The 19,888-nt window shown below is 60.5% G+C and carries 20 protein-coding genes; 12 read left to right on the top strand and 8 right to left on the bottom strand.

The features are described from left to right. Window positions 1-8 precede the first annotated feature (8 nt). Window positions 9-416, bottom strand: a complete 408-nt coding sequence (locus KO538_RS04575; RefSeq protein WP_034750714.1) for a PRC-barrel domain-containing protein — start codon at window positions 414-416, stop codon at window positions 9-11. Window positions 417-662: 246 nt separating this feature from the next. Here KO538_RS04575 and KO538_RS04570 point away from each other — a divergent pair, with 246 nt between their 5' ends. The 3 genes from KO538_RS04570 (at window position 663) to ftsB (ending at window position 4,126) form a co-directional block, all read left to right on the top strand. Next, complete coding sequence (locus tag KO538_RS04570; protein ID WP_034750711.1) at window positions 663-2,315, top strand: CTP synthase; 1,653 nt, start codon at window positions 663-665, stop codon at window positions 2,313-2,315. 142 nt (window positions 2,316-2,457) lie between these two features. Further along, window positions 2,458-3,741, top strand: coding sequence for a phosphopyruvate hydratase (gene eno / locus KO538_RS04565; RefSeq protein WP_034750709.1), 1,284 nt, complete (start codon window positions 2,458-2,460; stop codon window positions 3,739-3,741). Window positions 3,742-3,802: 61 nt separating this feature from the next. Beyond that, window positions 3,803-4,126, top strand: coding sequence for a cell division protein FtsB (gene ftsB / locus KO538_RS04560; protein ID WP_219327587.1), 324 nt, complete (start codon window positions 3,803-3,805; stop codon window positions 4,124-4,126). A gap of 230 nt (window positions 4,127-4,356) precedes the next feature. Here the strand turns inward: ftsB and KO538_RS04555 are convergent, their stop codons facing one another. From KO538_RS04555 to KO538_RS04535, 5 genes are all read right to left on the bottom strand, one after another. Next, on the bottom strand, window positions 4,357-4,632 hold the full coding sequence (locus tag KO538_RS04555; protein ID WP_034750703.1) for a hypothetical protein: 276 nt from the start codon (window positions 4,630-4,632) through the stop codon (window positions 4,357-4,359). A gap of 152 nt (window positions 4,633-4,784) precedes the next feature. After that, window positions 4,785-5,915 carry a glycerophosphodiester phosphodiesterase gene (locus KO538_RS04550; RefSeq protein ID WP_034750701.1) on the bottom strand — a complete coding sequence of 377 codons (1,131 nt, stop codon included), beginning with the start codon at window positions 5,913-5,915 and terminating at the stop codon, window positions 4,785-4,787. Beyond that, a complete protein-coding gene (locus KO538_RS04545; RefSeq protein ID WP_235194202.1) occupies window positions 5,915-8,317 on the bottom strand; it encodes a TonB-dependent receptor in 2,403 nt (800 codons plus the stop codon). Before KO538_RS04545 ends, KO538_RS04550 begins: the two co-directional genes overlap by 1 nt. 140 nt (window positions 8,318-8,457) lie before the next feature. After that, window positions 8,458-9,438: an Hsp33 family molecular chaperone HslO gene (gene hslO, locus KO538_RS04540; RefSeq protein WP_051991090.1), complete on the bottom strand. Its 981-nt coding sequence runs from the start codon at window positions 9,436-9,438 to the stop codon at window positions 8,458-8,460. A gap of 4 nt (window positions 9,439-9,442) precedes the next feature. Then, window positions 9,443-9,967 (bottom strand): gamma carbonic anhydrase family protein, encoded by a 525-nt coding sequence (locus KO538_RS04535; RefSeq protein ID WP_219327586.1) that lies wholly within the window; start codon window positions 9,965-9,967, stop codon window positions 9,443-9,445. A 206-nt stretch (window positions 9,968-10,173) separates the two neighbouring features. Here KO538_RS04535 and KO538_RS04530 point away from each other — a divergent pair, with 206 nt between their 5' ends. From KO538_RS04530 to bamC, 8 genes are all read left to right on the top strand, one after another. Continuing rightward, window positions 10,174-11,049, top strand: coding sequence for an alpha/beta fold hydrolase (locus KO538_RS04530; protein ID WP_072455710.1), 876 nt, complete (start codon window positions 10,174-10,176; stop codon window positions 11,047-11,049). 90 nt (window positions 11,050-11,139) lie between these two features. Beyond that, window positions 11,140-11,973: a 3',5'-nucleoside bisphosphate phosphatase gene (locus KO538_RS04525; RefSeq protein WP_034750693.1), complete on the top strand. Its 834-nt coding sequence runs from the start codon at window positions 11,140-11,142 to the stop codon at window positions 11,971-11,973. Window positions 11,974-12,055: 82 nt separating this feature from the next. Next, a complete protein-coding gene (gene htpX / locus KO538_RS04520) occupies window positions 12,056-12,940 on the top strand; it encodes a protease HtpX (protein WP_070303511.1) in 885 nt (294 codons plus the stop codon). A 38-nt stretch (window positions 12,941-12,978) separates the two neighbouring features. Continuing rightward, the gene (locus KO538_RS04515) at window positions 12,979-13,602 is read left to right on the top strand and encodes an L-threonylcarbamoyladenylate synthase (RefSeq protein ID WP_034750687.1); all 624 of its coding nucleotides are present in this window, start codon (window positions 12,979-12,981) and stop codon (window positions 13,600-13,602) included. Between the two features lie 94 nt (window positions 13,603-13,696). Next, window positions 13,697-14,374 carry a site-2 protease family protein gene (locus KO538_RS04510; RefSeq protein ID WP_219327585.1) on the top strand — a complete coding sequence of 226 codons (678 nt, stop codon included), beginning with the start codon at window positions 13,697-13,699 and terminating at the stop codon, window positions 14,372-14,374. A 42-nt stretch (window positions 14,375-14,416) separates the two neighbouring features. Further along, complete coding sequence (locus KO538_RS04505) at window positions 14,417-14,989, top strand: bifunctional 2-polyprenyl-6-hydroxyphenol methylase/3-demethylubiquinol 3-O-methyltransferase UbiG (protein ID WP_072455247.1); 573 nt, start codon at window positions 14,417-14,419, stop codon at window positions 14,987-14,989. A gap of 84 nt (window positions 14,990-15,073) precedes the next feature. After that, window positions 15,074-15,952 carry a 4-hydroxy-tetrahydrodipicolinate synthase gene (gene dapA, locus KO538_RS04500; RefSeq protein ID WP_219327584.1) on the top strand — a complete coding sequence of 293 codons (879 nt, stop codon included), beginning with the start codon at window positions 15,074-15,076 and terminating at the stop codon, window positions 15,950-15,952. An 81-nt stretch (window positions 15,953-16,033) separates the two neighbouring features. Beyond that, window positions 16,034-17,227, top strand: a complete 1,194-nt coding sequence (gene bamC / locus KO538_RS04495; protein WP_034750677.1) for an outer membrane protein assembly factor BamC — start codon at window positions 16,034-16,036, stop codon at window positions 17,225-17,227. A 281-nt stretch (window positions 17,228-17,508) separates the two neighbouring features. Here the strand turns inward: bamC and KO538_RS04490 are convergent, their stop codons facing one another. Then, window positions 17,509-17,763: a hypothetical protein gene (locus tag KO538_RS04490; protein ID WP_034783358.1), complete on the bottom strand. Its 255-nt coding sequence runs from the start codon at window positions 17,761-17,763 to the stop codon at window positions 17,509-17,511. A 353-nt stretch (window positions 17,764-18,116) separates the two neighbouring features. Beyond that, the gene (locus KO538_RS04485; RefSeq protein WP_034750674.1) at window positions 18,117-19,238 is read right to left on the bottom strand and encodes a cupin domain-containing protein; all 1,122 of its coding nucleotides are present in this window, start codon (window positions 19,236-19,238) and stop codon (window positions 18,117-18,119) included. 93 nt (window positions 19,239-19,331) lie between these two features. On the opposite strand from KO538_RS04485, the gene KO538_RS04480 reads away from it, so the two are divergent. Next, a complete protein-coding gene (locus tag KO538_RS04480; RefSeq protein ID WP_034750672.1) occupies window positions 19,332-19,883 on the top strand; it encodes a peptidylprolyl isomerase in 552 nt (183 codons plus the stop codon). Window positions 19,884-19,888: the final 5 nt, after the last annotated feature.

Genomic DNA, 19,888 nt, shown 5'->3' with positions numbered 1-19,888 from the left:
GCCAGCTCTTAATACTCGCGCGGCGTCGTTCCATAATAGCTATGGATCGACGTCGCCCAGGCTTGGTCCGCCATGTTCGGCCAGTTATCCGTGTCGAAGCCGGGCGCGTTTTCGATGCGTTCCTTGTCGACGTTGAGGGTGAAGCGCTTGTTGACGGTGTCGAGCAGCAGCGCTTCCCACGGCACGGCGAACAGCTTTTCGCCGATGGTGAACACACCGCCGTGCGACATGACGGCGTAGGCGATTTTGCCGCTGCGCATGTCGATCATGATTTCCTTAATTTCGCCCAGATGTTCATCCTTGGCGTTGTGCACATGGTCGCCGATCAGGGTGTCGGCACCCATCAGTTCCGGGCCGGGACCTTTGTGGCCGCGGTTGACATACATGCCGTAGGCGTCGCGTTCTTCGTAGCTCATGATGGACCTCCTGTTGAAAATGCCAGTGTGCCGCCAGGGTGCGGCAGGGTCTGTTCGCTCTCCCACACAAAGTATGGAATTGGAAATATTTCAGTTATTGCTAGCTTGCAATTTTGTTGTGCGTAGACAGCAGGAGGGGGAGGGATAGTCGGTATTTGGCGCAAATTTCCGCGCGCGGGAGGCGACGCAGGCGGGCTTTAGTGTATAATTTCAATTTCCCGCACGTGCCGTTCGGCACCATCTGCAATGACCAAATTTGTCTTCGTCACTGGTGGCGTTGTGTCTTCCCTTGGAAAAGGGATTGCCGCCGCCTCCCTCGCCGCGATCCTCGAATCGCGCGGCCTTAAAGTCACCATGCTCAAGCTCGACCCATATATCAACGTCGATCCTGGCACGATGAGCCCTATGCAACACGGTGAAGTATTCGTCACCGACGACGGGGCCGAAACCGACCTCGACCTCGGTCACTACGAGCGCTTCATCTCCACCCGCATGAAAAAGGTGAATAACTTCACCACTGGCCAGATCTATGAATCGGTGATCCGCAAGGAACGCCGGGGCGAATATCTGGGCAAGACCGTGCAGGTGATTCCGCATATCACCAATGAAATCCAGGATTACATCCGCCGTGGCGCCGAAGGCTACGACGTGGCCCTGTGCGAAATCGGCGGCACCGTCGGCGATATCGAATCGTTGCCATTCCTGGAAGCGGCGCGTCAGCTGAGCCTGCGCGCCGGCCGCAAGAACACGGCCTTCGTCCACCTGACCCTGGTGCCTTACATCGCCTCGGCCGGTGAACTGAAGACCAAGCCGACCCAGCACTCGGTGCAAAAGCTGCGCGAAATTGGCATCTTGCCAAACGCGCTGCTGTGCCGCGCCGACCGCGCCATCCCGGAAGACGAGCGCGCGAAAATCTCGCTGTTCTCGAACATCGAGGAAGACGCCGTCATTTCCGTGTGGGACGTCGACACCATCTACAAAGTGCCACAAATGCTGCACGACCAGGGCCTCGACAAGATCATCTGCGACGCGCTGGACCTCGATCCCGCACCGGCCGACCTGTCGATCTGGAGCAAGCTGATCTACACGATGGAACACCCGAAGGCGGAAGTGACCGTCGGCATGGTCGGTAAGTATGTCGAGCTGACCGAGTCGTACAAGTCGCTGATCGAAGCGCTGCGCCACGCCGGCATCCACACGGAAAGCCGCGTCAACATCGAGTACATCGATTCGGAAGAAATCGAAACGACCGGTTGCGACAACCTGGGCAAGTACGATGCCATCCTGGTACCGGGCGGCTTCGGCAAGCGCGGCGTGGAAGGCAAGATCAAGGCGGCCCAGTTCGCCCGTGAAAACAAGATCCCTTACCTGGGCATCTGCCTGGGCATGCAAGTGGCCTTGATCGAATACGCGCGCAACAAGGCAGACATGCCGAACGCGAATTCGACCGAGTTCGACCTTGATACGGATCAACCTGTCGTTGCACTGATCAATGAGTGGCAAAACCACGATGGTAAAGTCGAGTTGCGCGATGAAAACTCGGACCTGGGCGGTACCATGCGCCTGGGCGCGCAGACCTGCGCCGTCAATCCGGGCACCCTCGCCGCCGAGATCTACGGCAGCGTGGTGACCGAGCGTCACCGTCATCGCTACGAAGCCAATAATCACTACCTGGCCCGTGTCGAAGCGGCTGGCCTGATCGTTTCGGCCCGTACGCCGAGCGAAGATTTGTGCGAAATCATGGAATTGCCACGCACGGGTGAAAATGCCCACCCATGGTATATGGGCGTGCAATACCATCCTGAGTTCAAGTCGACGCCACGCACCGGCCATCCGTTGTTTACCTCGTTCATCAAGGCAGCGCTGGCGCACAAAGAAGCCAACGCCGCTGCGGAATAACGCGGTCGATCGCGACAGTATTACCCGTAAGACAGCTCCCGGCCTGATGGTTCCCGCCGGGAGTTTCTTTGCCCCCTTTGTGCAATTGCGCATCAGAACGCAGTGTGCAGCCCCCCTGTTACGCTTAACTTTGGAGAATGACATGAGTGCTATTGTTGATATTATCGGTCGCGAAATCCTGGACTCGCGCGGTAACCCGACCGTCGAATGCGATGTGTTGCTGGAATCGGGCGTGATGGGCCGTGCGGCCGTACCGTCGGGTGCCTCGACCGGTTCGCGCGAAGCCGTGGAATTGCGCGATGGCGATGCCAAGCGCTACTTCGGCAAGGGCGTGTTGCAAGCATGCGAAAACATCAATACCGAAATCTCCGAAGCCATCATGGGCCTGGACGCCAATGAACAGGCTTTCCTGGACCGTACCCTGATCGACCTGGACGGCACGGAAAACAAATCGCGCCTGGGCGCCAACGCCATCCTGGCCGTCTCCATGGCTGTCGCCAAGGCTGCCGCCGAAGAAGCGGGCTTGCCGCTGTACCGCTATTTCGGCGGCTCGGGCGCCATGCAGATGCCAGTGCCGATGATGAACGTCATCAACGGCGGCGCACACGCCGACAACAACCTGGACATCCAGGAATTCATGATCATTCCCGTGGGCGCCCCGTCGTTCAAGGAAGCCGTCCGCTACGGCGCGGAAGTGTTCCACACGCTGAAAAAGATCCTGCACAAGAAGGGCCTGAACACCAACGTGGGCGACGAAGGCGGTTTCGCGCCATCCTTGGCCAACCATGAAGAAGCCATCAAGCTGATCATCCAGGCCATCGAAGAAGCGGGCTACGAGCCAGGCACGCAGATCGCCATCGGCCTCGATTGCGCCGCGTCCGAGTTCTACAAGAACGGCAAGTACGAAATGGAAGGCGAAGGCCTGAGCCTGACCGCCACCGAGTTCACCAACCTGCTGGCGACCTGGTGCGACAAGTACCCGATCATCTCGATCGAAGACGCGATGCACGAAGGCGACTGGGACGGCTGGGCGATCCTGACGGCGGAACTGGGCAAGAAAGTGCAACTGGTCGGCGACGACCTGTATGTCACCAACACCAAGATCCTGAAAGAAGGCATCTCGAAAGGCATCGCCAACTCGATCCTGATCAAGATCAACCAGATCGGTACCCTGACGGAAACCTTCGCCGCCATCGAAATGGCCAAGCGCGCCGGCTACACGGCCGTCATTTCGCACCGCTCGGGCGAAACGGAAGACTCGACCATCGCCGATATCGCCGTTGCCACGAACGCCCTGCAGATCAAGACCGGCTCGATGTCGCGTTCGGACCGCATGGCCAAGTACAACCAGCTGCTGCGTATCGAGGAAGACCTGGGCGACATCGCCAGCTACCCTGGCCGCGATGCGTTCTATAATCTGAAGTAAGCTGATGTAAAACCCACTGGCCGGCCGGAGATATCCGGCCGGTTTGTTAACCGACTACCCCATGCGCCTGATTACGCTCGCCCTGGCAGCCCTGCTGCTGCTGATCCAATTTCCCCTCTGGCTGGGTAAAGGCGGCTGGCTGCGCGTTGCCGACATGGAAGCCCAAGTGGCGGTGGCGAATAAAAAGAATGTGGAATTGAAGGCGCGAAACGCCAAGCTCGAATCCGAAGTGCGCGACCTGAAAGATGGTACGGGCGCCGTCGAGGAGCGTGCCCGCTATGAGCTGGGCATGGTCAAACAGAATGAGATTTTCGTGCAGATCGTGCGCAAGGGACAAACCCCGCCACTGCAGGAAACGCCGGTGGACGCTACCGCGCCGCACTGAGTACTTCCCACTTGCCAGCCTGGACCGATTGCCAGGCTGACATATCACAGCTTTATTGCTACCTGGTACTTCTTACTTTCTACTGCTATGCACGACTGTCTTGCTGTTTGCTGATCAGAAACGGGCCTTGCCGGTCGAGATCAGGTAGAAATGGATGCCGGTAACGACGACGGCTACGGCGATCAGTGCGGTTTCGAGAATCATCATATAAAAATCCTTTCAGTATTGAGTTAGCCGCGCGAGGCGAGGAAGCGCAACTCAGAAGCCAGATTCGGCATCAGGTTTTCGTAACGTGCCGCTTCCGAGTTCAGCAGGGCGATGTCGCGCTTGCTTGGGCGCACATAGCGCTCTTCATTGGCGACGCTGCTGCCGATGACTTCCTTCTGGGCCAGGTCGCTGTACGGCTTGGAAGCGAGCAGGGCGCCCAGGAAGGCGCGCGTGGCACGGCCCAGGTTGCTGAAGTAGTTGTCGTTGTCGTTGCTGTAGGTGTTGGTAAAAGTGGACATATGCCCTCCATGAATGGTCTGTTGTTGCATTGCACAATAATGGAGTTCGCGATATATGTCTAATTCCAAATTCCAATTTCAGAAATTCAAGAAACGAATAATAAGGGCGTAGCCGCCGGCCACGCCCTGAAAAAGAATTTGTTACGAAATGTTTATCCGGCGGCGATGCGCCCCAAACCCGGATCGTCGCTGAAAAAGCCGTCCAGTCCCGTCTCGATGTAGCGCCGCATTTCCGCCACGGAACCCGCTTCGTTGCGCGCGTTTTCACCGTTGCCGTCGCGGAAGTCGGCCGCCAGGAAACGGTTTTCCGGACGGAAGGTCCACGTGTGCAGCAACAAGCCCGCCTGGTGCGCATCGTCGACGATGGCAGTGGGCTTGGCCAGGCGCTGGTCGGCGCCCAACGCGATGATTGCTCGCGTGGGCGGCGCCACCACGTCCGCGTAGGCGGCGATGTCGCGCAGGCCGGCCGGCGTCGTCATTTGCCCGAACGTCAGCTTGCCGCCCGCCTTGGCCACGTCCATGGGGCGGATATCGCCACCCACCACCAGCTGCATCAGGCGCACATTGGCGCGCCGTCCCAGCTTCTCGCGCAAGTATTTCAAATTTGCCACTTCGAAGGACTGGATTTCGATCGGTGCGCGGCGCGTGTATTCGTGCGCCAGCATGGTCGACAGGAAACGGTCTTCCAGCGCCAGGCCCGCATCGCGGAAGTAGGTCGAGCTTTTCAGCTCGGGCACGAGGCCGATGATGCGTCCGCTGGCGGCCGATTGCGCTGCAACAAAATCGATGATTTCTTCCCACGTGGGGATCTGGAATTGTCCATCGTACAGGGTGTTGCCGGTGCGTACCTTCGGCAGCCGTTCGATGGCGCGCAGGGTTTTCAGTTCGGCCAGGGTGAAGTCGTCGACGAACCAGCCTTCATGCCATTCGCCATCGACCATCTTCTTGCCGCGCCGGCTGGCGAACTCGGGACGGCGCGCCACGTCGGTGGTGTCGATCAGGTTGCTTTCGTGGCGCGCCACGAGGATGCCGTCGCGCGTGGCGACCAGGTCCGGCTCCACGTAGTCGGCGCCGTCGAGGATGGCCTTGGCGTACGACGCCAAGGTGTGCTCGGGACGCAGGGCGCTGGCGCCCCGGTGGGCGAACACGAGCGGACGGGCAGGTGGCGTGGCCAGCAGGCCGGCCGCAAAGCCGGGCGCGGCGGCCAGCGCCAGGCCGCCGGCGGCCACCCGGACGAAGCTGCGGCGCGAAAAATGCCGTTGCGGCAAGATTGGCGTACGCATCAGAAGTCCGCCGTCAAGGTGAGGAAGCCCTGGCGCGGGGCGATCGGGAAGGTGTTGTAGGTCTTGTCGGCCGCGCCGACGACCACGTTCAGCGAGCCTTCGCGGTTGGCCAGGTTGCTGACGTTCACTCTCCAGCGCGGGTTTTTCAGCCAGCTGGCCATGGCCGGCAGCTTGCCCGACACGCCCAGGCCCATCAGGAAATAGCTGGGCACGGACAAATCGTTGGTGTACGTCGCGTAGCGCTTGCCCACATAGTCTCCCGTCAGCTGCACTTCGATATCGCCAAACGTTGCCGAGGCCACGAACTTGTTCAGCCATTCCGGCGAGCCCGGCACGTTCTTGCCCGCCGTCAGTACCAGCGCGGCGCCATTGTTGTAATTGTCCGCGTACTGCGAGCGGTTGTAGGACAGGGCATTGTAGAACGAGAAATTGTTGCCGAAGTGCACAGTACCCGCGATATCGATGCCGTCCGTGCGCACGCTGCCCACGTTGGCCAGCACGGGGTTGCCGCCTATGATGGAGGAAATCACGGGGGTTGGGCTGATCTGCAGCAAACGGTTGCTGAAGTCGACATGGTAGACGTTGACTTGCCCATCGATGGAAGTGATGGCGCCCAGGTTCAATGGATGGCTGCCGCGCACGCCCACTTCATAGGTGAGGGCCGTTTCCGGCTTGGCGTCGCGCTTGAATAAATCAAAAGCGGCCTGGCTCGACAAGCTCCATGGCGAGGCGCCGCCACCGCCATAGGTGACGAACTGGCGCATGTTTTTCTGGATGTTGAAATACAGCTGGTCTTGCGGTGTGAAGTCCCAGCGCGCGCCCACTTGCGGCAGGAACCATTTTTTCGTGTTGATCGTGCCGACCGGCAAGGCCGTCGAACCGCCGGCGATGGCGCCCTTGGCCGGCTGCACGGGGAATTGGCCATCGGCAAACTGCAGGCTGGACTTGAAGCCGGCTTGCAGGGCGATATCGGGGCGGATGCGCCATTCATCCTGCAAGTGCAGCTGCACCACCTTGTTGTCGATCTCGCTGCCGTATTGCGTGATCAAGGGATTGCTCGGGCGGTCGTACGGCGACGTCGGGTTGTTGACGTCCAGCGCATACCAGCGGCGGTAGGCGGACGAGCGGTTCTGTTCCAGCCACAGGCCCGCTTCCAGCTGGTGATTGCCGATTTCCTTGCGAAGTGTGGAAATGAAGCCGCCGCGCTTGATGCCGTATTCCGTCGTGCGCACGGCGTAGCCCGAGTTGCCGAAGACTTGCTTCAAATTCTGTTTAGGGTAGTACACGCTGAACAGGCCCGGCAAGCCGGCTACGCCGATGGGGCCGGCCACCACACCCGCGCCGTCATCCTTGTGGTAATACACCTGGTTCGACCACGTCATGCCTTCGGACAGGTTGGCGTCGAACTTGGCGTAGGCCAGGTAATCGGTGCGCTGCGCATCGCTGTAGTAATTGCGGTAATTGTTGCCGTCGGCGGCGGGCGTGGCGCCCGTTGGCGACAGGTAATTGAGGGCCGCCTTGAAGTCCGGATACAGGAAGGGGCGCGTGTACGGCGCGCTCGTCTCGCCGGCCACGTGCACGGTGCTGTCTTCGTTCGGCTCGATCTTGTCCGAGTAATTGAAGAACAGGGTCAGCTTGCCCGCATCGCTGCGGTTGACGTACTTGGCATTGAACTGGTCGCCGCCCTGGCGCGCATCGAAGTCCCAGGCGCGCGCCTCGTGGTGCAGGATGGAAAAGTAGGCGCTGCTGCCGTCGCCGAAGGCGCCCGTGTCGTAGCGGGCAAACGTGCGCGAGGTGCGGTGGCTGCCCACCGTTTGCTGCACGCTGGCGCCCTGCGTGGCCAGCGGGTCGCTGGAATAGGTTTCGATGGTGCCGCCCAGGTTGCTGGTCGAGGCCGTGGCCAGGTCGCCCGCACCCGACGACAGCACGACGCTGCGCACGTTTTCGCTGATGACGGCACGCTGCGGCGACAGGCCGTTGTAGTTGCCGTACTGCTGGTCACCCAGCGGCACGCCATCCATGGTGTAGCCCAGTTGCTGGCCCGAAAAACCATGCACGAACAGTGACAGGTTCTGTTCGTTGTTGCCCCACGGGTCGGCCGTCTGGAAGCTGACGCCCGGCAAGGTCTGCAAGGCTTTCAGGGGATTCGTGCCGGGCAGGATCTTCTGGATTTCATTCTTGCTCAGGGCGACGGAAGAGCGCGTCTTGCGCGAGGAAATCTCCACGGTGGCCATCGGTGCGCCGTCATCAGCGGCGGCGGCCATGTCGGTAGTGGCCGAAGCCACGGCGGCGGCGACGGCCGTTTGCGCCAGGGCAGGCAAACTCAAGCCTGCGGCGCAAGCGCCCAGCAACACGTGGAAGGAATGGCGGCGCAGGGCCAGCGTCAAGTGGGTGTTCATCATCAGCCTGTGGAAAGTATTGGGAGGAATACAAGCTGCGCAGCGTAACGGCGGCGCGTGACGGGCTGATGACGAACTGATGACGGGAAGATGACAGCAGAAACAAAAGCGCCACCTCAAGGGCGGCGCGAAGAATATTACAATTAGTTGATGCTGGCTGCGGGTGGTATGAGCACCTCTGCCGGCGCATCCGTGACGAACAGCTGCGCGCAATCGACCTTGTCGAACTCGTAGTGCTGGCCGCAGAAATCGCAGTTCACGCCCACTTGTCCCACTTCTTCCAGGGTGCTGTTGACTTCTTCCTCGCCCAGCATCTTGAGCATATTGCCCACTTTTTCGCGCGTGCAGCTGCAATGGAAGCTCGGGTGCAGCGGGTCGAAGACGCGGATCGTTTCTTCCCAGAACAAGCGCTGCATCAGGGTCTCGATGTCCGTCGACAGGATTTCTGCCTCTTTCAGGGTCGAGGCCAGCATCACGGCGCGGTTCCACGTGTCGAGCGCGTCTTCTTCCGACACGGGCGTCGCTTCGGCCTTGCCGCCATGGTGGGGCAGCTTTTGCAGCAGCAGGCCGCGCGAGACGGTGTCGTCCGTGGCCAGCCACAGGCGCGTGTCGAGCTGTTCCGAGCGCAACATGTAGTTTTCGATCACGGTCGCCATGTCGTCGCCGTCCAGCGGCACGATGCCCTGGTACGGTTGCTGGCCCGGCACCTTGTCGGCCGGATCCAGGGTGATGATGAAGCGGCCCTTGCCCGTGGCGTTGAGCAATTGCGGCACGGTGGCCACGTCGGCGATGATGGCGTCCGGGTCGAGCTTGGCCGTGGCGCGCAGGCGCAGGTCGGAGTCGCACTCGACCACCATCAGGCGCACGGGGCCGTCACCATGGATTTGCATGATGATGGAGCCGTTGAATTTCAGGTTGGCCGACAGCAGGGCGGCGGCTGCCACCATTTCGCCCAGCACTTTTTTCACGGCCGTCGGATAGGCGTGGCGCGACACCACTTCCTGCCAGGTGTGGGACACGTCGATGAACTGGCCGCGCACGGCGGCGTTGTCGAAAATAAATTTTTGCAGGGTATCCTGGCCGGTAGCGGCTGCGCTGACGGCGCCCGTGATTTCAGTCGTCATTCTTTTATCCAATCTTCTTGAGTTGCGTATTAAATAGCTGGCCGCGCTGCACATAGTTCACGGCGTTGCCTTGTAGCCTGGTGATATCGTCTGCCGTCAGGGCCCGCACGGCTTTCGCCGGTGAGCCGAGGATCAGCATATTGTCGGGAAATTCCTTGCCTTCCGTGACCAGCGCGCCCGCGCCGACCAGGCAGTTCTTGCCGATCTTCGCGCCATTCAGGATCACGGCCTGGATGCCGATCAGGGCGCCATCGCCGATCGTGCAGCCATGCAACATTGCCTGGTGGCCGATGGTCACGTTCTGGCCGATGTCGAGCGGGTAGCCCGGGTCCGTGTGCAGCACGGCGCCTTCCTGCACGTTGCTGTTGACGCCCACGGTGATGCGTTCGTTGTCGCCGCGAATCGTGGCGCCAAACCATACGGACGTATTCGCTTCCAGGGTCACTTTGCCGATCACGTTGGCCGTGTCGGCAACAAAAGCGGAAGCATCAATCTGCGGCGCATCGGCGCCCAATTGGTAGAGTGTCATCGTTAGCCTGTGGCGGTGGTGGAAGCGCCGGGCGCGGCCGGACGCGGAAGTTTTGCGCTATTTTACGCTGTTGCAGGGCAAGTCCGAGCGCCGACCGCCAATCCGGTATAATTATCGAACGGTCGTACTTTTATGTCCGCACTATCTACAGACACAGCATGTGGCGCCATTCGCGCCACTTTCAAGGCAGGCATGCGATGAAACCCATGAAACTTTCCCGTTCCGAATTCATCAACATCCGCGGCGCCCGTACGCACGTACGCCACTGGGGCCGCGAAGGGGCGCCCATCCTGTTCATGGTGCACGGCTGGATGGACGTGGCCGCCTCGTTCCAGTTCGTCGTCGACGAGCTGGCCGGCGACTGGCACGTGATCGCGCCCGACTGGCGCGGCTTTGGCCTCAGCGACTACACGCAATCGGACACCTACTGGTTCCCCGACTACCTGGCCGACCTGGACGCCATGCTGCTGCATTACTCGCCGGACGCACCCGTCAATCTGCTGGGCCACAGCATGGGCGCCAACGTGGCCGGCCTGTACGCGGGCGTGCGGCCCGAGCGCATCAGCCGCTTCATCAACCTGGAAGGCTTCGGCATGATGGCAACAAAACCGGAGCAGGCGCCGGGCCGCTACGCCAAGTGGCTCGATGAATTGCGCGAGCCGCCCGCCATGCGCAGCTATCCCACGCAAAAGGCCGTGGCCGAACGCCTGCAAAAGACCAACCCGCGCCTGCCGGACGAGCGCGCGGCGTTTCTGGCCGAGCACTGGTCGGCGCAGAACGAGGCGGGCGAGTGGGACATCATGGGCGACCCGCAGCACAAGCGGGTCAATCCCATCCTGTACCAGGTGGAGGAAGTGATGGCGTGCTGGCGCCGCATCACGGCGCCCGTGCTGTGGGTGGAGGCCGATGACACGAATATGTGGCAATGGATGGGGCCCAAGGAACAGGCACGCATCGAGATCGACCGGCGCTTGGCCTGCATCAAGGATGTGCGCTGCGAGATGATGCGCGATGCGGGCCACATGCTGCATCATGACCAGCCGGCGGCACTGGCGCGGCTCGTGGAAGCCTTTTTGGCCTGATGTGTGACGGGAACGCCGCAGCGCGATTTGACAAGCAGCGTACAATGAAAACTTCTTCCATGCTGAGCCCGTGCAGGGTATTGTTTTCACATGCTTAAAGTCGACCTGCATTGTCATTCGAATATCTCCGACGGCGTGCTCGCGCCCGCCGCCGTGGCTGCGTACGCACGCAAGGCCGGCGTCGATGTGTGGGCGCTGACGGACCACGATGAGGTGTCCGGTGTTGCCGCCGCGCGCGCGGCCGCGCTGGACCTGGGCATGCGTTTCGTGGCCGGCGTGGAAATTTCCATCACGTGGGCCGGCGAAACCGTGCACATCGTGGGCTTGCAAGTCGATGAAAACAATCCCGGTCTCGTGCAGGGCCTGCACCAGACGCGTTCCGGCCGCGACGCGCGCGGCCGCGAAATCGCCCGCCAGCTCGATCTGGCCGGTATTCCCGACGCCTATGAAGGGGCCTTGAAATTCGTCGGCAACCCGGACCTGATGTCGCGCACGCACTTTGCCCGCTACATCGTGGAAATGGGGAAATGCGCGAACATTCCCGACGTGTTCAAGAAATACCTGTCGGAAGGCAAGCCCGGTTATGTCGAGCACCGCTGGGCGACCCTGGCCGAGGCGGTGGGCTGGATACGCGGCGCGGGCGGCGTTGCCGTCATCGCTCATCCGGGCCGCTACCGCTTCAGCGACATGGCGCAAGGCGTGCTGTTCGATGAATTCAAGCAACTCGGCGGCGTGGCCATCGAAGTCGTCACGGGCAGCCATAGCCCGGACCAGTATCCCGAATACGCGCAGCTGGCCAACGCCTACGGCTTCCTCGCTTCGCGCGGCACGGATTTCCATGCGCCGGGCGAATCGCGCGTGGATTTTGCCAAGTTGCCGCCTTTACCTGCCAACGTGACCCCGATCTGGCACGACTGGTTCTAGGGCGCGGCTGGCCTGCGCGGGCTTGAAAAGTCGCGACTGCACACTTATCTTTTAGCTATTCTGTTTTCCGGAGCCAACGCCCATGAAACGTATCGTCCTTTTTATTGCAACCAATCTGGCCGTGATGCTGGTGCTGTCGCTCGTGCTCAGTTTGCTGGGCGTGGGCAATCCGGCGCGTGGCAGTACCTTGAACCTGGGTAGCCTGCTCGTGTTTTCGCTGGTGGTGGGCTTCACGGGATCGATCTTTTCCCTGTTGATCAGCAAACCGATGGCCAAGTGGAGCACGGGCGCGCGCGTGATCGACAACCCGACGTCGTCGACGGAATTGTGGCTGGTCAATACCGTGCGCGCGCTGTCCGAGCGGGCCGGCATCGGCATGCCGGAGGTGGCCGTGTACGAAGGCGACGCGAATGCGTTCGCCACGGGCGCTTTTAAAAATTCGGCGCTGGTGGCTGTCTCGACCGGCTTGTTGCAAAGCATGAACCGCGATGAAGTCGAAGCCGTGCTGGGCCACGAGATCGCCCACGTCGCGAATGGCGACATGGTGACCTTGACCCTGATCCAGGGCGTGGTGAATACCTTTGTCGTCTTCATGGCGCGCGTCGTGGGTTTCTTTGTCGACAATGTGCTGCTGAAAAATAACAACCGCGAAGGCGGCGGACGGGGCATCGGCTATTTCGTCACCGTGATGGTGTGCGAAGTGATCTTCGGCTTGCTCGCTTCCATCATCGTTGCCTGGTTCTCCCGCCAGCGCGAATTCCGCGCCGATGCCGGTTCTGCCAAGCTGCTGGGCAGCCCCACGCCGATGATGCATGCGCTGGCACGCCTGGGCGGCGTGCCGCCGGGCGAGCTGCCGCAATCGATGCAGGCGCTGGGCATCAGCGGCGGCAATGGCGGCTGGGGCGCGTTGTTCGCCACCCATCCGCCGATCGAACAACGCATCGCCGCGCTGCGCGGCGTACAATAATGCTAACTTAACAAGCTGGTTCGCCAGAACGCTTACACATGAGTCAATTTTTCCAGATTCACCCCGACAATCCGCAATTGCGCCTGCTCAAGCAGGCTGCGCAGATCATCCAGTCCGGCGGCGTCGTGGCCCTGCCCACGGATTCCTGCTATGCACTCGTATGCCAGCTCGACGACAAGGGCGCCGTCGAGCGCCTGCGCCGCATCCGTGGCATCGATGAAAAGCACCATCTCACCTTGCTGTGCCGCGACTTGAGCGAGCTGGGCGTGTATGCCCGCGTCGACAACCGCCAGTTCCGCCTGCTCAAGGCGGCCACACCGGGCGCCTATACCTTCATCCTGGAAGCGACGAAGGAAGTGCCGCGCCGCCTCAGCCACCCGTCGCGCAAGACCATCGGCCTGCGCGTGCCGCAGCACCGCATCGTGCAATGCCTGCTGGAAGAGCTGGGCCAGCCCCTGCTGGGCGCGACATTGACCCTGCCTGGCGACGAAGAGAGCCTGACGGATGCCGACACCATCCGCGAACGCCTGGAAAAACTGGTCGACCTGATCATCGATGGCGGCGTCTGCGCGCATGGCCCCAGCACCGTGATCGACCTGACGGGACCGGAGGCGGAAGTGGTGCGCGTGGGACGCGGCGACCCGGCCGTGCTGGGTTTGTAGAGGGGCAGGGCGCGCCCATTGCCGCGCCGGTCTTCACCTGTTCTTAATGACAACGTAAGAAAGAGGCTGTGGCGCCTCTGGTAGAATCGCGGTCATGAGCGATTTCAATACGATAGTCCAGACCGTTGCGGTGTACCTGGTGCCGGTGCTGTTTGCCATTTCCCTGCATGAGGCGGCGCATGGCTACGCCGCCCGCTATTTCGGCGACCCCACGGCTTCGAACGAGGGCAGGCTGAGCCTCAATCCCATCCGTCACATCGATCCTTTCGGCACGATCTTGCTGCCCTTGATGCTGTATTGGGCGATTGACGTGCCGTTCGGCTATGCCAAGCCGGTGCCCGTCGATTTCAGCCGCCTGCGCAATCCGAAGAAACAGATGGCCTGGGTGGCGTTTGCCGGGCCTGGCGCCAATTTCGTCATGGGCCTGGGCTGGATGATCGCCTTTATTGTGCTCAGCGTTATGCCGCCGACGGAAATGGGCATGTTTTTCCGCAAGATGGCGGGCGCCGGCGTCAGCGTGAATGCGGCCATGTTCGTCTTTAACCTGATTCCCGTGCCGCCGCTTGATGGCGGACGCATCATGACAGGCTTGCTGCCGATGCAGCTGGCGCGCCCTTACGCCAGCATCGAGCGCTACAGCCTGTATGTGTTCGGTGCCCTGGTGCTGCTGATGTACACGGGCGTACTGAACCGCGCCTTGCTGGCGGCAATCGAATTTGTCATAGGCATTTTTGTCACCTTGGTCACGCCCCTGACGGCCCTGTTGACGTGATACAAGCAACTGGATATACGCAAATAATTGATGGAAGTACCGATGCAAGCAATTGAACCAACAGTAGAAACCGAAGCGATTTCCGGCTGGCTGCGCCGCTGGGCGCCGCTGATCCCGGGCGGCGAAGTGCTGGACCTGGCCTGCGGCGCAGGCCGCCACGCGCGCCACCTGGTGAGCCTGGGCCACCCCGTGATCGCGCTCGACCATGATCCGGAAATGCTGGAAAAAGCGGCCGGCACGGGCATCACCACCTCGCTGGTGGACCTGGAAGCGCCGGGCGCCGTATGGCCTTTCGCGCCCGGCCGCTTTGCCGGCATCGTCGTCACCAATTATCTGCACCGGCCGCTGCTGGACGCCATGGTCGCCAGCCTGGCACCCGATGGCGTGCTGCTGTATGAAACGTTTGCCGAGGGCAATGAGCAGTTCGGCAAGCCGTCGAATCCGAAATTCCTGCTGAAGGAAGGCGAAATGCTGAGCTGGGCGGTGCAGCAGGGATTGCGTGTGGTAGCGTATGAGGATGGGCGCGTGGAACAGCCAAAAGCTGCTCTGGTGCAACGAATTTGCGCCGTCCGGCCGGATTTTCCACGGTTGGCGGCGCTGCTGCCGACGTTTTGAGCGGCCATACTATGTCAGAATGCACCACAGGCGCGGGCTATCCGCTACAATCGTTGTTTTATTTATCGGCGCTATAAACTTACTATGATCAAGGGCAGCATTGTAGCAATCGTCACCCCGATGCACGCAGACGGCAGTCTGGACTTTCCAGGTCTGCGCAAGCTGATCGACTGGCATATCGCCGAGGGTACGGACGGCATCGTCATCGTTGGCACAACGGGCGAATCGGCAACAGTCAGCGTGGAAGAACACTGCGAACTGATCCAGTTGACCGTCGAACATGCCAAGGGACGCATTCCTATCATCGCCGGCGCCGGAGGCAACTCCACGGCCGAGGCCATCAAACTGACGCGCTACGCGAAAGAAGCGGGCGCCGATGCTGTCTTGCAAGTGGTGCCGTATTACAACCGTCCTACCCAGGAAGGCATGTACCAGCACTTCAAGGCCATCGCCGACGCCGTCGACATTCCCGTCATCCTGTACAACGTGCCGGGCCGTACGGTTGCCGACATGAGCAACGAGACCATCGTGCGCCTGTCCGCCATCCCGAATATCGTCGGCGTGAAAGATGCGACCGGCAATATCGGCCGTGGCATCGACCTGCTGCGTTTGGTCTCAGCCGACTTCGCCGTGTACTCGGGCGACGATCCGACAGCCATGGCGCTGATGTTCTGCGGCGGCCACGGCAATATCTCCGTGACGGCCAACGTCGCGCCACGCGCCATGCACGAACTGTGCGTCGCGGCCATGGCGGGCGAGCGCGCCACGGCGATTGCCATCAATAACAAGGTTTTTCCTCTGCACCAGAAGTTGTTTGTCGAGCCCAACCCCGTGCCCGTCAAATGGGCGATGGCCGAAATGGGCCTGATGCCTGCCGGCATACGCTTGCCACTGGTGCCGCTGGCTGAAAATTGCCATGCCACCGTGCGAGATGCCTTGCGCGACGCCGGCATCCTGTCTTAAGACCGAACTTCAAGCCCGGACTTGACCAGTCCGGACCTTCCCTGATTCCAGCTGCTACTTAGCTTCTTATCCAGTTACGACATGACTAATTGCAAGAAAAACCAATCGGCGCCTGCCACCATCGCCGTCCGCGGCATCGTCATCGGCGCCATCGCAGCCAGCCTCGCGGGCTGCGGCATGATCAGTTCGGTAGTCGGCGGCGACAAGGTCGACTACAAGTCGGTCAAGAAAGCCGGCACTCTGGACGTGCCGCCTGACCTGACGCAATTGCAGCAGGACAACCGCTACTCGCTGCCGGATGCGAAAAATGGCGTGGCTACGGCTTCCGGCTACAACGCGCAGCGCAACGCCACGGCCGGTACGCCCGTCGTCGTGGGCGCCGACGGCGTGGTCGGTGTCGTGCCGGTCACGGCAGGCGGCGTGAAGGTCGAGCGCGCGGGCAACCAGCGCTGGCTGGTCGTCAAGCAGTCGCCTGAAGTGCTGTGGCCGCAACTGAAACAGTTCTGGGAAGATTCGGGCTTTACCATTGCCGTCGACCAGCCGACGGCTGGCATCATGGAAACCGAGTGGAATGAAAACCGCGCCAAGGTGCCGCAAGACTTTATCCGCAGCACCATCGGCAAGGCCTTCGATTCGCTGTACTCGACCGGTGAAAAAGACAAGTTCCGCACGCGCGTGGAGCGCTTGGCCGATGGCTCGACCGAGATCTACGTCAGCCACCGTGGCGTGGAAGAGGTTGTCACGGGCCGCGACAAGGAAACCACCACCTGGACCGCTCGCCCGAACGACCCGGGCCTGGAAGCGCAATTCCTGGCCAAGCTGATGACGCGCCTGGGCGCGGCCAGCGACGATGCGCAAGCGAAGACGGCTGTCGATGCCGCCATCGTGCAGCCGCAGCACGCCAAGCTGGTCGGCGACGCCGCCACGCCGGCGCGCGCAATCGAAGTCGATGAAGGTTTCGACCGCGCCTGGCGCCGTGTCGGCCTGGCGCTGGACCGCGTTGGCTTCACCGTGGAAGACCGCGACCGCACGCAAGGCACGTATTTCGTGCGTTACGTCGATCCGGACGCGGTCAAGAAAGACGGTTTCTTCTCGAAACTGTTCAGCTGGGGTTCGTCGTCCGACAAGGACAAGGAAGCGCAGCGCTACCGCGTCCTCGTCAAGGCCGGCACGGGCTCGACCAGCCTGGTCAGTATCCTCAGCAACGAAGGCCAGCCAGATACCTCACCAGTGGCAGAGAAGATCCTGGGCCTGCTGAACGATCAGTTGAAATAAGGTTCACTGAGTGGCGGCGATCAAAAGCTGCCACGCATCATAAAAAAGGCTGGCCCGGTGCAAACCGGGACAGCCTTTTTATTTTGGGTACGCAATAGATGCTTGCGACGCCCAACAAAACCGTAGCGAGCGCCAGTGATTTGTGGCTAAGAAGCGCAGCCGTACTTTAGTACGGTGAGCATCGCAGGCCGCAAAGCGCGGCGCGCAGTAGGTTTGGTTGGGTGTTTACCCAACAAAAAAGCCGGCCCTAAGGCCGGCTTTCTCTAGTGCAGGGTGCTAAATTACTTAGCAGCCGATGCAGCAGCCGAAGCAGCCGAAGCAGCGTCGGTAGCGGCCGAAGCGGCAGCCGAAGCAGCAGCAGCAGCGTCGGTAGCGGCCGAAGCAGCAGCGTCAGCAGCAGCAGCTGGAGCAGCTTCAACTGCTGGTGCTGGTGCTGGGGTTTCAACTACTGGTGCTGGTGCAGGAGCTTCTTCTTTTTTGCTGCAAGCAGCCAGAGCAACAACCATCAGGGAGGCGATCAGCAGGGATTTTTTCATTTGTTTTCCTTAATTATTTCAAAAAATAAATCAACATTGTTGCGATGAATAATTACCGGTAATTATCGCTCGTTAGGTCGTCTTCGAAGGCTTTTCGTACCAGGTGGTGCCTGCCAGACAACGGAAACTTCCTAACCGAATATTATAGCGATTTTTGGTGCGTCGCAATAGGAGCAAGAGGCAAATTCGCAACTATTTTGTGATATCGCAATATTTGCCGAAGCAAATTGCAAGCAAGTGTAAGTGTTTTGCGAAAGCGCGACAAAACGATATAAAAATAATATCTTTCTTTGCGCTGGCGCAGAAGATGTTATTTTGCTTACTGTAATACCACTTTGCTACGCTGCACCCATTCAAGCCAGTTCGATCCAGCCATCCTGATACCAGGTATATAAGGCATCCATCACGTCATCGGAAGCCAGGGCCACGGCGGCGCCATCGAGGGCGCGTTCGTTGGCCAGGGTTTCCAGGGCCGCTTTATCGGCCTTGCCAATGGCAAACGATTCGCCATTGATGAAGACATTCTTGCCACGATACAGCATCAGCGTCTTGCGCGACAACACGACACCTTTTTTCTGTGCGGCGTCCGCGAAGCGGCCCACCGTCAGCGGCTTGGACAGCGGCGTGAAAAACACATTGTGCTTCGGTTCCGACAGGTGTTCGCCGAGGAAAATGGTGACGTCTTCTTCCGTGAAGCGCACCTTGTTCAGTTCTTCCGCGATGGTGCTGAGCATTTCACGGGGGATTTCGGCCGGCTTGCCCGACGCTTTCAGGTCCGGATCGCTGTAAATGCCCGGCAAGTCGATCGAGTCGGCCATGAATTGCAGGAAAGCTTCGCCCAGTTCCTGGAACGAAGGCGAGCGGAAGCCGATCGAATACGTCTGGCAGTCACCGATGGCCACGCCGTCGTGCGCATAGTGGGGCGGCAAATACAGCATGTCGCCCGGTTCCAGGGTAAATTCTTCGTCGGGCGTGAAATTGCTGAGGATTTTCAGCGGCAAGCCGTCGATCAGGCTCAGGTCTTTCTGAGCGCCGATGCGCCAGTGGCGCTTGCCTTGGCCTTGCAGCAGGAACACGTCATAGGAATCGAAATGCGGGCCCACGCCGCCGCCATCGGTGGCGAAGCTGACCATCAGGTCGTCCAGGCGCGCGTCCGGCAGGAAACGGAACTGGCGCAGCAGGGCGTCAGCCTTGGCGCTGTGCAGGTTGGCGCCCTGCACCAGCAGCGTCCATTCCTTCTGTTTCAGCGAAGGCAGGCTGGTCAGCGGACCTTGCTGCATGTTCCAGTGGCCATCCGCATGGCTGACCAGGCGCGATTCAACGTGATCGAGGGTAGCCAGCTCGGCCAGGGCCTTGAAATCGAACAGCGCCTTGAAGCCGGGTACGGCTTGACGGATCAACAGGGGCTTTTTATGCCAGTAGTCGCGCAGGAATTGCGCCGGCGTGATATCGCCGAGGAGAGTTAATGTTTTCATGCGCCCATTATAACAACCGGAAATGCAGGAATGCGCCTGCCGTTGGCGGCGTGAAGGTATAATTTGCCAGCTTATACAATGAAAGGAAGCATAATGAAGATTGCCAAAAATACGGTCGTGACTGTCAACTACAAACTGTCAGACGCGCAAGACAATCTGATCGAAGACGGCCGTCAGCCGATGGTCTACCTGCACGGTGATTATGAAAACACCCTGCCGAAGATCGAAGAAGAGCTCGACGGCAAGGAAGTTGGCTATTCCAACACGATCCAGATCGAACCGGATGATGCTTTCGGTGAATACGATCCCGCCCTGGTCAAGGTCGAGCCGCGCAATCGCCTGCCTGAGCCGCTGGAAGTGGGCATGCAGTTCGAAGGCATGCCGGAAAGCGATTCGCCGGACGAAGAAGCGATGATCTTCACGGTCACCGACATCGCCGATGACAAAGTCGTGCTGGATGGTAACCATCCTCTGGCCGGCATCGCGCTGCGCTTCTCGCTGACCGTCGCTGACGTGCGCGCCGCCACCGACGAAGAAATCGCCCATGGCCACGTGCATGGCGCACATGGCCATGACCATGGTGATGAAGATGATGAAGGCGAAGGCGAAGAGGGCGACCACTTCCGTACGCATCCGATTCATTAATACTG

The sequence above is a fragment of the Janthinobacterium sp. NKUCC08_JDC genome (assembly GCF_019345575.1).
GTDB classification, from domain to species: Bacteria; Pseudomonadota; Gammaproteobacteria; order Burkholderiales; family Burkholderiaceae_D; genus Janthinobacterium; species Janthinobacterium aestuarii.
Note: the sequence above shows the minus strand (reverse complement) of the source record. Positions and strands in the feature narration are given on the sequence as shown.